General features: G+C 58.8%; 11 protein-coding genes. 3 read left to right on the forward strand and 8 right to left on the reverse strand.

Going from position 1 to position 14,316, the window contains the following annotated elements; genetic code table 11:
- Window positions 1–655 precede the first annotated feature (655 nt).
- The 8 genes from CKW40_RS03565 to CKW40_RS03605 all read right to left on the reverse strand — a co-directional run bounded on the left by CKW40_RS03565 (window position 656) and on the right by CKW40_RS03605 (window position 11,017).
- A complete protein-coding gene (locus CKW40_RS03565; RefSeq protein WP_095198568.1) occupies window positions 656–1,675 on the reverse strand; it encodes an ATP-dependent DNA ligase in 1,020 nt (339 codons plus the stop codon).
- On the reverse strand, window positions 1,672–4,338 hold the full coding sequence (gene ligD / locus CKW40_RS03570) for a DNA ligase D (protein WP_095198569.1): 2,667 nt from the start codon (window positions 4,336–4,338) through the stop codon (window positions 1,672–1,674). The genes CKW40_RS03565 and ligD overlap by 4 nt, the downstream gene beginning before the upstream one ends.
- 757 nt (window positions 4,339–5,095) lie before the next feature.
- Window positions 5,096–5,809 (reverse strand): CorA family divalent cation transporter, encoded by a 714-nt coding sequence (locus CKW40_RS03575; protein WP_095198570.1) that lies wholly within the window; start codon window positions 5,807–5,809, stop codon window positions 5,096–5,098.
- Between the two features lie 105 nt (window positions 5,810–5,914).
- The gene (locus CKW40_RS03580; RefSeq protein ID WP_095198571.1) at window positions 5,915–6,472 is read right to left on the reverse strand and encodes a cytochrome b; all 558 of its coding nucleotides are present in this window, start codon (window positions 6,470–6,472) and stop codon (window positions 5,915–5,917) included.
- 128 nt (window positions 6,473–6,600) lie between these two features.
- Window positions 6,601–7,236, reverse strand: coding sequence for a LolA family protein (locus CKW40_RS03585; RefSeq protein WP_095199116.1), 636 nt, complete (start codon window positions 7,234–7,236; stop codon window positions 6,601–6,603).
- A gap of 669 nt (window positions 7,237–7,905) precedes the next feature.
- A complete protein-coding gene (locus tag CKW40_RS42745; RefSeq protein ID WP_143748241.1) occupies window positions 7,906–8,196 on the reverse strand; it encodes a hypothetical protein in 291 nt (96 codons plus the stop codon).
- Between the two features lie 506 nt (window positions 8,197–8,702).
- Window positions 8,703–9,131, reverse strand: coding sequence for a hypothetical protein (locus tag CKW40_RS03595; protein ID WP_095198573.1), 429 nt, complete (start codon window positions 9,129–9,131; stop codon window positions 8,703–8,705).
- A 1,664-nt stretch (window positions 9,132–10,795) separates the two neighbouring features.
- Window positions 10,796–11,017 carry a DUF6471 domain-containing protein gene (locus tag CKW40_RS03605; RefSeq protein WP_095198575.1) on the reverse strand — a complete coding sequence of 74 codons (222 nt, stop codon included), beginning with the start codon at window positions 11,015–11,017 and terminating at the stop codon, window positions 10,796–10,798.
- Between the two features lie 124 nt (window positions 11,018–11,141).
- On the opposite strand from CKW40_RS03605, the gene CKW40_RS03610 reads away from it, so the two are divergent.
- The 3 genes from CKW40_RS03610 (at window position 11,142) to CKW40_RS03620 (ending at window position 14,221) form a co-directional block, all read left to right on the forward strand.
- On the forward strand, window positions 11,142–11,360 hold the full coding sequence (locus CKW40_RS03610) for a hypothetical protein (protein WP_095198576.1): 219 nt from the start codon (window positions 11,142–11,144) through the stop codon (window positions 11,358–11,360).
- Between the two features lie 62 nt (window positions 11,361–11,422).
- The gene (locus tag CKW40_RS03615; protein ID WP_095198577.1) at window positions 11,423–12,109 is read left to right on the forward strand and encodes a hypothetical protein; all 687 of its coding nucleotides are present in this window, start codon (window positions 11,423–11,425) and stop codon (window positions 12,107–12,109) included.
- Window positions 12,110–12,949: 840 nt separating this feature from the next.
- Complete coding sequence (locus tag CKW40_RS03620; RefSeq protein ID WP_244571077.1) at window positions 12,950–14,221, forward strand: site-specific integrase; 1,272 nt, start codon at window positions 12,950–12,952, stop codon at window positions 14,219–14,221.
- Window positions 14,222–14,316 lie beyond the last annotated feature (95 nt).

Consider the following 14,316-nt stretch of genomic DNA (forward strand, 5'->3'; position numbering starts at 1 on the left):
TATTACGTTAAGCAACCTCAGCCTTATTCTAGGAATGACCCACCTACGGGCGAGTGGTTCATTCCTTGGGACCGTGTACAGACAGCGCCGGATGACCGGTATCACATCTGCGAAAATCTCTACCCGACGCTTCGCGTTGGCAGATATCGCATGAGATGGACGTGCTTCTTCGCGCCGCGAGCCACAGGTTCAATTTCAAACTGAGACACTACCCCGAGAGCCGCATGCTATAGACGCGCCATCGATTGAGCCTGAAATACCAGCCCTACCTCAGCAAACGGATAGTTGACTGCAGCCAGGGGTGTCCTGTCCCGTCAACCATCCAGGTCGACAGCGGTCGATGAGCGACGGGCCGTGGCCCATCACACACGGCCACGCATGCACTTGAGGCCCCGTCCCCAACCTCTACTGTCGAATTTTGCCATTTGACCGAGGACATGATGGGCAACGCGACAGCAAGCAATCTGTGTTTGGACGCGCCAGACGTAGGGCCATCGCCTTGACGCAGCAGAAAAGCGTCACGGGGACCGATGGCGAGGCGTCGTTCGGGTTGTGGTTCGCCAACATGCTTGGCGCGGAGACGGTGTTTTCTCGGCTCTATCAACCCAGTGATGTAGCATAAACACCGCTGCGGCACCGTCGGCGGCGATTGCCTTCACGTTTTCAATATTTGCGCGAAGGTGCACTGTTTGGGGGCTTTGTCAGGGCGCCACCGCAAGAACTTGCTACCGTGTCGGAAGCGATCGCCGGTGACATGGTCGAACCGGACTTCCACCACCAGTTCGGGCTTCAATGGCTCCCACTCCCCGCTCCTCTCGGTGCTCCAACGGCTCGGTCCTCCCGGCGCTTTGCCGGTAAAGCCCGGAGGCGCGCGCAAAGCTTCGAGTTGTCGGGTAAGCTCTGATCGATCCTCCTGCGCGATCGTTGACGTAAATCCCACATGGTCGAGCTTGCCCTGGTCGTTGTAGAGCCCAAGCAATAGCGATCCGACCTCGCGCGCGTTCGCCAAGTAGCGAAAGCCACCGACCACACAATCGGCTGTGCGCAGCCGCTTGACCTTGACCATGGCGCGCTCGCCGGGCCGATATTCGTCGTCGACAAGCTTGGCGATAACGCCGTCTGTTGAACCGTGACCGGATTCGCAAAGCCATTCCGTTGCCGTTGCCAAATCCCGAGTACAACGCGACAATTCGAGATCGGCATGTCCCGCCGACTTAACGAACGCATCCAACGCCTCGCGCCGCGCAGACAGCGGTTGACGCATCAGGCTGGCATCCGGACTTGCCAGCATATCGAACAGGATCAGCTTGGCCGGTGTTTCGACAGACAGTTTCCGAATCCTGCTTTCCGCGGGATGCAATCGCATCTGCAGCGCATCGAAAGAAAGCGAGCCGTCAATGTCGATGACGATCTCGCCATCGACCACGAATTCTTCGGCCTTCAGGTCACGCAACATCGAGACGACTTCCGGAAAATAGCGGCCGAGCGGCTTGCCTGATTTCGCCCGCAGGTCCACTTCATCGCCGGCTTTGAAGGCGAGGCAACGGAACCCGTCCCACTTAGGTTCGTACTGCCATTGGCTAGTGCTACCAGGCAGTTTTTCAGCAGCCTTGGCCTCCATCGGCTCCGTGTCCAATGGGACGGCAAAGGACGGTTTTTCAACTTTCGATGTCATGCCGCGAGCTTCGCTGAACCAAGCCGTTTGATAGCACTGCTGAGCGACCTCTCACCGTCGTCGTAGTCGGCCCAGGCGACGGTCTTCTTCAGCAGGCTCGGCACGGTTCGGACCGTGTATTTTTTCGGGTCGAGATCCGCCCTCACCTGACCCCATGTCAGCGGCATGGAGACAGTCGCTCCTTCCCGGGCACGGGATGAGAGGGGTGCTACGGCCGTCGCCATGCGATCATTGCGGAGGTAGTCGAGGAATATCCGGGAAGTCCGCAGCTTCTTGGCCATGTTGACTAGGTAGAGGTCCGGACGGTCCGCCGCCATCTGCATGCAGACAGCCTTGGCAAAGGCCTTTGCCTCGGGCCACGTCGTTTTGCTGCGTTGACCGGCCAGCGGCGTTACAACGTGCAGGCCCTTGCCACCCGTGGTCTTGCAGAAGCTCACCAGGCCCAAATCTTCAAGACGGTCGCGCATTTCCTTGCCCGCTGCGACCACCTCGGGAAAGGAGACTTCCGGGCCAGGGTCGAGGTCGAAGACAAGTCGCCCGGGTATCTCGGGGTTGCCCGGCTGGCAATTCCAGGGATGCAACTCCAGACCGCCGATCTGGGCGATCGCAGCCAGGCCCTCGACGCGGTCGATCTGCAGATAAGGCTTATGGTCGCCGAAGACTTTCACCAGTTCCAGCAGATTGGACGTGCCTGGCATTGCGTGGCGCTGGAAGAATTGCTCGCCGGCGTACCCGTCGGGCGCGCGCACCAGGGAACAGGGGCGACCTTTGAGATGGTTGATCATCCACGGGCCAACGGCCTCGAAATATTCCGCCAGGTCGAGCTTGGTGACCGGCTGGCCACCATCTCCGGCATTCGGCCATAGCGGCTTGTCCGGTTTCGAGATGATGACGCCCATAACGACCGGGCTTTTTCCAGTCCTGCCAGTTGTTTTGGCAGGGTCGGCAATCTGCGTCTCCCGAGGGTCTGCTGGCCGCTCGGCCTCAACCTCTCTCGCCGGCTTGTCTTCGCGGAGGCCTTTGAAGGCGGCCTGCCTGATATTCCCGCCGCCGGTCCAGCCGGCGAACTCGATTTCCGCGACCAGCTGCGGCTTGGTCCAAAAGACGGTCGCATCTTTTTTCGGTGCGCCATCACCGGTAAACGGCGACTTGGCGGCCTGCATTTCCTTCAGCTGCGGCAGCAGCTGCTTGATCTTGGCCTCGCTGTAGCCAGTTCCGACACGGCCGATGTAAGCGAAGTGCTCACCGCGATTAATACCGACCAGCAACGACCGGAACTTGCCGTTGGTGGTCGACCAGCCGCCGATGACGACCTCATGCCCGGCGCGACATTTCGATTTCGCCCAGGTATCGGTTCTGCCCGAGACATAGATTGCATCAGCTTTTTTGGAGATAATGCCTTCGAGCTCAAGTCGGCAGGCAGACCGCAGCACAGCGTCGCCGCCGTTGGTGAAGTGCTCAACATAGCGGATGAGATTCTCACCGCGCTCGGCCTCACCGAGCATTTCGCTCAGCCGTTCCTTACGTTCCAAGAGTGGGAGCTTTCGTAGGTCGACCCCCTCGGCGAACAGCATATCGAAGGCAAAGAAGATCAGATCCTTTGTCCGTCGCTCCGACAGTGCGGCCTGCAAGGCGGCAAAGTCCGGCGCGCCATTTTCGCCGAGCGCCACGATCTCGCCATCGACGATGACGTTGGGAAGACTCACCGCCTCTTTTGCGATGGCGCCAAACTTCTCTGTCCAGTCGAGGCCCTTTCGGGTCCTCAGCGTCGCGGCGCCTTCTTCGACGCGTAATTGGACGCGGTAGCCATCGAACTTGATCTCATGCACCCAATTTGTTCCCACCGGCGGTCGGGAAAGGGTCTGGCAGAGCTGGAGCGGGATGAAATCTGGCATCGTCAATGCCAGGTCACGAGCGGGACGTTTTGGACGCGGCGTTGGTTTTGCTGACGGCTTAGGCAAAGCCTTTGACGACTTTGCGCGCTCGTCGGCAGCATGGCCGCGGTTGCTGTCCCACACTGCGTCTGCATCGGCCACCGATGGACCTTGCATCATGAACGGCTTCGGTCCGGCCCCTTTACCCGCGGCAATCTTTTCCATGCTCCGTCCGGAGGCCACGGACCTGTCTTGTGCCAACACCGCGTCGCCATTGCCGTCGGTGGCATATTTGTCGCGATGTTTGATCAGCAGCCAGTTGGTCCGCTTCCCACCATTGCGATCATGCTTCATGCGCACCAGGACAAAACTTCCGTGCAGGCGCTTGCCGTCGAGCGTGAATTTCAGATCGCGCTTCTCCAAGGCTTGTTGGGGAGACATGGGTCCTTCCGGCTCCCAGTAACCGCGATCCCACAGCTGCACGGTGCCGCCACCATATTGACCCTTGGGAATCGTCCCTTCGAAGTCGCCATAGTCCAGCGGATGGTCTTCAACCTCGACCGCCAGGCGCTTGTCCTGCGGATCCAGCGACGGACCTTTGGTGACGGCCCACGATTTGAAAACGCCATCGAGTTCAAGGCGCAGATCATAATGAAGCCGCGTGGCATCGTGCTTCTGGATCACAAACCGAAGCCGGTTCGATTTCTCGATCGAGCGCTCGCCACTGGGCTCTTTCGTCTTCGTGAAATCCCGTTTGGCCCGATAGGTGGAAAGCTCGCCCTTTGTCATGGAATTGCCTCGGCTGATGACGCAACGCGCGACTCAACGTCGTCGGCGGGATTTGGTTCGGTGCGTGTGCGGATGCAGTCGGCGAGCGATCATGAAGGACCGCAGACGTGTCGAGCGGCGTGAGGCGTCGCTTGATCCGCTCGCGATAGGTGTCCGCTAGAGCTTTATCACTGCCTTGATGCAGCCATCCTTCTTCTCGCGGAACGTCCTATAGGCCTCCGGACAGTCTTCGAGGTCGATGTGGTGGGTAATCAGAAACGAAGGATCAATGTCACCTTCTCGATGAGCTTCATCAACGGCGCGAGGTTGAACATGCGTTTTGCCCTGTCATCATCGTCAGTCCTTTCCGACGTAGATGCCTATGGGCACGGTCACGCTGCCGACTAAGACGCCAGGGAGCGAGATGGTGCCGCCGCGGCGGCACCCCATCAGCGCCTGCTCAAGGGCATAGGGCCGCTCCATGGCCGTCAAGTCAGGCTGCAAAGTCTCGATGAAACCGCCGGGCCATGGCTTTCCATGCCAACCGCCTCAACACGGAGCCGGGACGTGTGGAGCCCGTCATGTCCAGAAATGCGCTGCTGCAGGTCTTGTGGTCGTCGAGTAAAGACTCAAGCGCCTGACGCTTGCGCGCTGAACCTCTGCCTACAACCGCTCCTTGGGTTTCCCCAGGAACGGAACCTAGAAAACGGCGAAGCGTCGTCTACGCCCTGATCGAGATGGAGGCAGCGGTGGCGCATGCTGGGCTTGAAATCTGCGCTTAGAACCAGCCCCGCCATTTGAACCAGACGAGGGGAACGATAGCGCTCAACACGATCAAAGCCAGCCCGTAGGGATAGCCGTACATCCAGTCGTACTCAGGCATGAACTTGAAATTCATTCCATAGATGCCCGCGATTAGCGTTGGTGGAATGCCGACGATCGACACGATCGTCAGAATTTTAAAGATATCATTCTGGGCGATCCCAATCAGGCCCACCATCGCGTCGAGCAGAAACTGCACCTTGTCAGAGAGGTGGACCTCATAATTGTCGAGCGATGCAACGTCCTGTTTCAGGCCTGCCATGCGCGGCTTCAATTTCCCGCCGGCCCAGTCCGAGGTTAACTCACACGCGAAATCGATGGCACGCCCCAAGGCCAACAGCGCATCACGCTTTTCAGAGAGATAGTCGCCCAGGCGACCGAGTTGGCGCAACCGTGCTCGTATAAGCTTGTTGGAACGCACGGCCGGCGCGATTTGCGGGCCATAGCCCCCAGCATGCGTTACCATCGGTACGCTCATCGACAGCACACCGTCTCGCGCCTTCAGCCGACTTGAGGTTTCGATCTCGCTGAGAGCTTCACGACTTGGCACTTCGATCCCAGCCGCCTTCTTGACCTCCGCGACTTCGGCTGGCGAAGGATCGCGAACGTTCCACCATATGGTTTTGCCCTGCGCCTTCGGCACATCGCTTTCTGGATAGATGCTCAACATCTGACGATGCCTCTTCTGGCGACACAGGGCCTGGCTGGCATGAAGTCGCCGCCCAGACGAGAAAACGAACCCCTGGTCGTCAAGGCAGCCAAGTTCACGCAGGCGCTAAGGCGACGGGTCGGAAATTCCGGTCAGCATCTGGCGCAGCACGCGGTCGCGCAGGAATACATGGTGGAAGATAGCTGCAGCCGCGTGCAAGCCAGCGAGCCACATGATGATGTCGCCCAGTGTCCCGTGGATTTCTGCGAGTGAGGCGCCGGCATCCCAGGGCCTGAAAAACGGACCCAGCGCGCCAAACCCGTATACAGTCACCGGATGGCCCCCAAACCATGCCCCTAGCAAGGCGGTGGCCGGAACAGCAAAAAGAAGTGCGTAGAGTGTCCAGTGCGTCACCTTTGAGGCGACGTCCATCCATGTGGGCATCGGCGGCGACTGGGGAATACGATCGAACAGGCGCCAGATCAAACGTACGATCAGCAAGCAGAAAACAGTGAAGCCGAGTGACTCGTGAAGCAGCAATGTCGGAGCACTGGCAGCGGAGTACACGCGCGCAGGAGGGCCCCCTGCGGAGACTAGGAACGCGATGAGCACGAGCAACGCTGTCAGCCAGTGAAGCGCCTGGGCTAGGCTTCCGTAACGGGTTGTCATACCGGACGGTGCCATTCAAGGACTCCAGTCGCGGATGGTTTTCGCGCTAGCTCCGCGACGCGCCACGCTTCCATCGTTCCTCAAGTGCCTTCTCATAAATTTCCAAGCCCGTCTTCTTTCGATCAGTTGCCAGCAGCCGGCCGTTATTTCGTTGTGGTGTTGAACTCACGGTTTGCCGCATAGTCGATATTGAAGGTACCAGGAGGGGCGCGAACGCCCTCCTTCACATTGGAGATAGTAACCGTCGTGATTTGGTCCCTCTCGTCGGTGAGGCTCCATCTGAGTAGATCGAGCGATTTCCTGTCGAACACCATAGCGATATTCGAGTTTCCGAAAGCCGACTTGTCGGCCAACTTAATAATAACCTGGGCGCCCTCGTCTCTGATGCTTTTAAGGCGATTGCCAGAGAATTCGACCTTATCGTCGAGTAGGAGCTTAAGCGGCGTCTTCGCGAGAGCATAAAGACGGGATGTCTTGAGCTTCTTGTTGTAGATTACGACGGATTTTCCATCTGCAATTAAGCTGACCCCTGATTGGCCTGCATAGTTGAACCGAAGCTTGCCCGGGCGCTGGAGAAAAAATCTGCCGCTGGTCTTTTGCCCTTTGGGGCCAGACTGAACGAAATCCCCGGACATTGACTTTACGGATGACAAGTGAGCGGCAATCGTCGCGGCTTCTACAGGCGCGGCCGAGGCCACAGTCGCAAGTTCGATATTTATCCCTGAGGCGCTAATAACGGCAAAACAGAAAACCAGCAGTTTTTTGATCTTATATTCCATTCTCTTATCCCACCCGAGCGCGTCTCTCATCCCACCCGAGCGCGCGCGTGATCGAAAGAGTTCAGGTCCAAAGATCGGTGGCCATCCCGGCAATGACTCGACTTGCCGTCCGCCACATGCACTGACCGGCTTCGCGGGAGTGCCCGATCACCGCCCCGGTTGGCTATCATCCCCATCCCAAGGCCTTTTGTCCGAGTATTTTGGCCTTCGTCGCGCTTATCTCCTGAGACCAAAAAAACTCAGAACTGCGAGAACAACGACCACGAGCCCTACAATGTAGATTATGCTATGCATTGACTCATCTCCAAAATTAAAGGGAGGCCCGCGCTGCCTTGCGTGCCTACGGTGCTTCGCACCCTGAAAAGGGAACATTTAGGACAGCCTAATGTTCCATCGGTAGCCAGGGATTTCGCGCCTATTCAGATATTTGGTGGCGCTTGGTTGAGATTCAGAGCGCAATGGGCCGCTTGGCTGCTTAGATGGCCCAGCGTAGCGAGAACGTCGCAGGCAGTCGACGAGGGGGAAAGGCGGTAGCGCTCTCCGGCTACCACTATTCCCTTCGACGCCGTGGGGGATGCCCCTCGCCGAGGAGTGGTGTTAGCCGCCCAGTGATTTCGACTTCGATCCCGCCAATCCTCGATGGACCTCGAAACATCGCGACGGCTTCGATCAGTCCCGCATCTGCTCTGCAGATTCGGGATCGCCAGCGGCAATGTCATTCGCAAGTCCTGTCTGAAGCTGGTTCAGTTGTGCCTCGTAGCGTGCCAGCACCGAGGGATGCAGCACGATGACTCCGGTCGCGGGGGGCAAGGCCAGCAACACCACGAATGCGCGATGTAAGGACGCAAATCGAAACATGCAGATCCTCACCGGTGAGGGCTGGCCTGGTATGGAGATGGCGACGGTAGTCCCTGGAGCCTGCTTCTTGGAGGACATCGCTGACGAGAATGCCAGATGCATTGAGTTCCTCACGAGCTGCCGCTGATATCGCGTTGATCTGCGGCAGATCTGCCCCGCAACCGACGCCTGTGTTCAACAGCTGATTGCGCCCGAGATCGCGCCGCACAAAGCTATAGGTGGTTCCCCTGTACCGCACGGAGTGCCTCTCCTCGAAAGGCCTCCACCATTGGCGAGAGCTGCGGATCGCGACAAGCCGTCCAGGATCGTTCTCAGAACGGTGCAAAAGCGCACGTTGGACTAGTTGCCGATGGCGTCCCAGAGCGTGCTGTTGCCCTGCTCGCGCTCGCTGTCGGCGCGGGCCATCTTAGCTCCTGCGATGAAGCTCGCCGGGGAGCTCGTTGTCGTGAACATCCGCACGACAGTGGCCGACCTGGTAGTCGTGATTGAAGGCCCCCATGCCTTCGCGGCCTTCGACGCGCTAGACGATAGGCATGACAAATCTCCGCCTGCGCCTCGTCCCCGCCAGGACGAGGACTAGAGCGGGTTGCTGTTACTGTTGGTGGGACCTAGGTGGCGCTGGCGCGCCGGAGGATCTCGGCCACGACTTCGGGCCGGTACCACTTCGCGAGCTCGACCTCGTCGAGGTTCCCTTCCTCGACCAGCATCTGGATCTCCTCGACCTCTTGGTCGCTGAAATCGGCCGTTGCGGTGTCGCGAGGGTCGCGCCACGTCACGGGCGGGAGGTCTTGGTATTTGTAGTCGCGCTCCTTCACCACTTTCCAGTGGTGGGGCTCGATGCATCGTGGCTCAAGGCAGGTGGGACGGATTGAAATCCGTGGGAAATCCACCAGATTGAGCAGCACACGGGCGGGGTTGCCGAAGTCGTGGAGGTGTGGGCGCCGGCCGCGCATTGGACCATCCCAGATCAGGTGGTTGCCCTCAATGTGGGACTTCCGGTCAACTCTCTCACGCAGCGTCGTTTTGGGTCTGGCCATGGGTGCTCACATAGTGACGCGGGAATAAACCGAACAGCCTGAGTGCCCAACTCGTAAGACCATTATTTTATACATACTATAGTCAAACTTTTTGGGCCCCCCTGCGATTTCAAGTACCGTTCTGTTAGGTTTATTATTTCCCCGCGTTGGGGAATGGAGGGAGAATAAAAGAACTTATAATAGCGAAAAAAGCCACGCAATTAGAATGGCTTATTCCAGTTTCTTAATCTAGCGCCTGACGTCGATTGCCTCGAGCACCCTACCGGCCCGTCTGCGAACGCTGGCCTCGTCGAGGTAGCGGATGGCTTGATGGCCCCAAGCGCGGTCGGGATTCGTCCGTGTCGGGGCCAAGTGTGATTGTCTTGCCAATCCCGCAAACTGGCGGCTATGCAATCAAAATCGTGAAGCCGCACACGCAATGAAAATTTGGTAGACAGCCGAACTGGTTTGCCCGCCGCCGCTACACCCCGCCGTAAGGCGGGATATCCACATTCTCACGCGCATCTGCAGTACAACGATCGTCGTTGCCCCAAAGAAAGCGTGTTTGCAGGTGAGAGGCAATCGACCAGAGCAGCCTGACGCTCTGGCGTCCACCTCCACCTCCCGCTACGCCCAGACTTACGCCACGCAAGGACAGCTCACATGGCGCACAACCGCCTCCTCATGTCTGCTTGCGGCGCGTGTGACACGCCGCAAGCATGCACCGCCAAATGAGCGGTGATTTAAGGTTCCAACCTAAAGTGGAGGATAGCGATGGTTGTCCTCTCCTCGCATTCTGTCGCTTGCGCGCCATCTTCCCTAGAGCGGCGGAGAACTGGACCAAGGTTGCGCCCACTCCATGGCCCCTTTGGTCGCGTTTAGCTGCAGCAGACCTCCCTGCGGCTGCTAAGCTCTGCAAACTCGGCAAAGCAAGGGCTGCAAGGGGCCTGCCGAGGTTAGTGCTTCACGATTGGAGCTACAGGCACGTTTGCCAGATCGTGTTGCCCGACCCACTGGTATCCCCACACGATCGAAGCGGGCTCAGGCAGATCTTCCAACCTGACCTCCGGAACATTTGCGTCCTGACACGAAAGCAGAATGGCATCGTGATCGGGGAGATCGTCAACGATGTGGGTGAGCCAAGGGCGGATGTGAAGGCTTCCGTCCCAGAGCGTGAAGGCAGCGAACGGCCAATTCCTGTAAAGGACCGTGTGGCTGGCCTTCACCACTTTGTAATAGAAAAAGCCCCCTCCCCCAGAGAGGTAAACGCCGGTAGAAGGGACAGCGTCATCCTCTTCCTCGCGCCGAAGCAAAATAGGCTCCTTCGGAAGTGTGGTTTCCCATCAATGGTAACCGGCTGAGGCAGGAGGCCATGCTGAGCCATTCGCAGAACATCTTCTTTGCGCATGCCAAGCATTTCGGAGACTTCAATTACTGTCAAATATTCGTCGGACATGTGTTTCCTTTCATTACGTGTGTCCGACCGGGATGTGGCGCCGTCGCGCTTCACGCGCTAGGTACGTTCTTCGCAATACTATAGGGTAAGTGAACTACTTCCGCCGGGACCATCGACCCGTACGTGGCCACGCCTGCGCCACAGCCTGACTCAGGTCCAATGTCCGAACTACCCAGTGCTGCTATTGCTGCCTCTACATCACTGCAGGGGGGAGGCGCAGGCGCCAACGTCAATCGAGCTTCAGCCTCTGCGACCCTATCGCCTTGAGGCACTGCGCGAAGAAGACGGCACTGAAGCGTCCACGTGAGAGCTTGTTGCGGATGTTGGCCGCCTTTTCCTCGACGCCAATGGCAGCCAACTTCTCGGCCAGGTCGGCGTAGCTCAGGCCCTGAAGCTTTAGCTCGGCTTTCAACACCCCGCTGATCAGTCGCTCCCACTCGGTCTCGGTCATCCAAACATTCTCCTGCAAAAAATCTTCGGCGGCCTATTGAACGCAATTTTGCGCCACTTATGTATCGTAAACAGTGCAAACGCACCGTATACGATCAACAACTACCGCTAAGGAAACTCACAACATGACCATCGACCACACAACAGCAAAAGTGCTGACCGACCTCCTGCGCGAACTCTCCTCGGAACTGGACCTTCATCACGAAGATGACCAGTTCCCCGCCCTTAAGCCAACGATCGAAGCGCTGCGAAGGGCTGCTACCCTGATGACGGACGCCGGCCACAAGAACCCGAAAGTCTACCACCATGTTATGCGCCGCTTCGAACGGGCGACTCGCTCTTAACATAGCGATCGGACAGCGGAATTTCACGGCGCCCAGCCACCCTCCTCCACAGGACTTTCAAAATGACCGAACCATTCGACCGTTCCATATCAAGCTCCGACTATTTGGCCACGGCGCGCGACCGCCACCAGGACGGAACATCGAGACTGAACGAGGATCTGGCCCAGATGCTCGAAGATGACTACGCCTGCGGCCTAAACCAAGAGCACGTCGACGTCCTGATCTATCCCGCCAACTGGAGCCCCCTCGTACGCCAGGAGAACAGACCGCCCCGGGTATTTCTTAACGCCAGGATCAACCAGAAGGGCAACGCCGAGATCAACTGGGCGCGCGGCGACCACGACATCCTCTATGACGAGGACTTTCTGGCAAGGTACGCAGATGCGGCTCAGTCTGCACACTCGGTCCCATGGCGGGGCATCGGGGAACTGATGTGGTGGAAGGGCTTCGAGCTCCTGGTCAGCAATGTAATCATCCGCAGATCGCCTGTGGCCACGGCTCTCCTGTACGCCCACGCTGCCAGCCTCAACGAGCTTGCTTCAGTCCTTACCCAGCACCTGAACCTGGTCGGAGCGACGACGCTCAACTTCACCTATCAGGATGGCGAAATCACCGCGGCCGACTTCGTGCCGACCATTCCCTCTGATCGGCTCAGAGAGATGATCCAGGAGCGAGGCCGGCGGAAGGCGGCAACGCTTCGAGAGGCCGTCGAGCGCATCGCTAAGTTTGACCCTAAGGATCCTGGATGATCCTCCCACACTCTGCTACCTCTCCCTCCTTCTTCAAGCAGCCGATGTTTGTCCAATGTTCTTCTTCGGCGCCACGTTCGCCCACGGCTCTCGCAGCGTTCTTCGGGTCTGCCGATTGGCAGTCCTACCACCCAACGATCCATCGGCACCTCGCGGGCGACACCTTCTCGGCCGAGCTGTCCCGCTGCAGGCGCGAGGAGCAGCGGCACAGTCAGCTGGATTTTCTGCTGACATTTCTCTCCTGCAGCTCAACCGCCGGCCTGAAGGTTTTGGAACCGGCTCGATCGCGGATCTTTCGATCACATTCGCGCCTGGTGGCGGACGGGTGAAGGTGTACACGATATTCTGTGCTGACCAGCAGGGTTTGCGCGGGAATGGACCTATTTACGGCCCGAAAATATTTTTGCGTTTTCGGGTAATAGCACTCGCCGCCGGACGGTCCGCGGTCGAGAAAGCCGCTCCCCCTATAGTACCACGCCCAAGGGCCATAGAACCGTATTGTCCAGCGAACTAGATCAGGCTGGCTCCGCCATCAATGGCCTCCACACACCAGCGTGTCTTCTGATCTATGACCAACCGCATTTTTGAGAAAAGCAATCACCCTGACCAAAGCGCGCCGCTCCGGCTGGACATAGCCGCTCGCATCGCTTTCCCCGACGGTACTATGGGGGCGCCAGGGCTGCGCAAGGAGCGGGATGCTGGCCGACTAGTAACAGAGATGATCGCGGGGAAGGAATATGTCACCTTGGCCGCGATCGCCGAGATGAGGGAAAGATGTCGAGGACTTCGAAAGGGGCACGCCTCGTCTGGCGGGACGAAAGCAGGAAGCAGGACGGGTCCTTGCGGAGCCGGGCCGGCTGGTTCATCCGTGACGGCAACACATTCATCAGCGCTTGCGGCGGCACTGGCAACCGCGAACACGCTGAGAAAAGGCTCGCCAGCTACATCACCGAAAAGTACCAGCCAGTCCGCGAGCACGGTCGTGATCCCGCTACGGTCGCAATAGCCGACGCCATTAGTGTCTACCTAACAGATGTCGCGCCACATCACGCCAAGCCAAAGGAAACCGCTGGTCGTATGGTCTCGGTGCTGAACTGGTTCGGCGATATGATGATCGGCGACATCGACGGCAAGGTCTGCCGCGACTACGCTAAAGCGCACGGCGGCGGTGCGGCCGCTAGGCGGCAGCTGGAGGATTTGCGGTCGGCGCTCAACAACTATCATCGAGAAGGCTACATAACCTCGACGCCGGCGATCGTCCTGCCGCCAAAGTCCGCGTCAAGGGACCGTTGGCTCACTCGTGATGAGGCGGCGGCGTTGATACGCGCCGCTTGGCGGATGCGTCAGTCCTGGAAGGGCCAGCCTAGCGACCGGCGCACAGGACGCCACGTCGCTCGCTTCATCCTGGTCGCTCTTTATACCGGGACTCGATCAGCCGCGATCTGCGGCGCCGCTGTGAGACCAACTGATGGGGCAGGCCATGTGGATCTCGAACGAGGCGTGTTCTATCGTCGCGCAACTGGTCGCCTTGAGACGAAGAAGCGGCAGCCACCGGTGCGCCTACCCGATCGTCTGCTTGCCCATGTCAGGAGATGGTCAGTCACGCCACTGGAGATCAAGACCAAGGGCCGGGGCAAAAGCTCAAATATCGGTCGAATGATCGCTCACGACTATGTGGTGGAGTGGAACGGCAAGCCAGTCCAGTCAATCAAGAAGGCCTTTCGCTCGGTGGTCGAGGCTGCCCGGCTCGGCTGGTACGACGACGTTGCATCGCAGGACGGCACCACCAAGCGGGTGTTCCGCACGGACGTGACCCCGCACATCTTCCGCCACACTGCGGCTACATGGCTGATGCAGCAAGGCGCTGATCCTTGGGCCGCCGCTGGCTTCCTTGGCATGACCGTCGAGGTGCTGATCCAGACGTACGGTCACCATCATCCAGACTTCCAGGCGGATGCCGCCGAGGCGATCGTCTCCAAGTCGCGGTCCAGAAATGCTTCAAAAAACGTGGTCCGCATGCCGATGGCACAGAAGACGAACGCCCCCACAACTCCCCACAGATACCCCACAGCTATGTCAGAAACAAAGGTGAACAAAGGTCGCCGGCCATAACGAAGAATGGCGGAAATCCAGGCTTTTGCTGGCAGATCCCGTCGTTCGGGACGAGGGGGTCGCAGGTTCAAATCCTGCCACTCCGACCAGAAAAA

The organism is Mesorhizobium carmichaelinearum, assembly GCF_900199455.1.
Lineage (GTDB): Bacteria > Pseudomonadota > Alphaproteobacteria > Rhizobiales > Rhizobiaceae > Mesorhizobium > Mesorhizobium carmichaelinearum.

What these genes read in the sequence shown, in the direction of transcription:
- CKW40_RS03565 (WP_095198568.1), bottom strand. Translation starts at nt 1,675, where the DNA reads ATGACATCGAAAGTTGAAAAACCGTCCTTTGCCGTCCCATTGGACACG.
- ligD (WP_095198569.1), bottom strand. Translation starts at nt 4,338, where the DNA reads ATGACAAAGGGCGAGCTTTCCACCTATCGGGCCAAACGGGATTTCACG.
- CKW40_RS03575 (WP_095198570.1), bottom strand. Translation starts at nt 5,809, where the DNA reads ATGTTGAGCATCTATCCAGAAAGCGATGTGCCGAAGGCGCAGGGCAAA.
- CKW40_RS03580 (WP_095198571.1), bottom strand. Translation starts at nt 6,472, where the DNA reads ATGGCACCGTCCGGTATGACAACCCGTTACGGAAGCCTAGCCCAGGCG.
- CKW40_RS03585 (WP_095199116.1), bottom strand. Translation starts at nt 7,236, where the DNA reads ATGGAATATAAGATCAAAAAACTGCTGGTTTTCTGTTTTGCCGTTATT.
- CKW40_RS42745 (WP_143748241.1), bottom strand. Translation starts at nt 8,196, where the DNA reads ATGCATCTGGCATTCTCGTCAGCGATGTCCTCCAAGAAGCAGGCTCCA.
- CKW40_RS03595 (WP_095198573.1), bottom strand. Translation starts at nt 9,131, where the DNA reads ATGGCCAGACCCAAAACGACGCTGCGTGAGAGAGTTGACCGGAAGTCC.
- CKW40_RS03605 (WP_095198575.1), bottom strand. Translation starts at nt 11,017, where the DNA reads ATGACCGAGACCGAGTGGGAGCGACTGATCAGCGGGGTGTTGAAAGCC.
- CKW40_RS03610 (WP_095198576.1), top strand. Translation starts at nt 11,142, where the DNA reads ATGACCATCGACCACACAACAGCAAAAGTGCTGACCGACCTCCTGCGC.
- CKW40_RS03615 (WP_095198577.1), top strand. Translation starts at nt 11,423, where the DNA reads ATGACCGAACCATTCGACCGTTCCATATCAAGCTCCGACTATTTGGCC.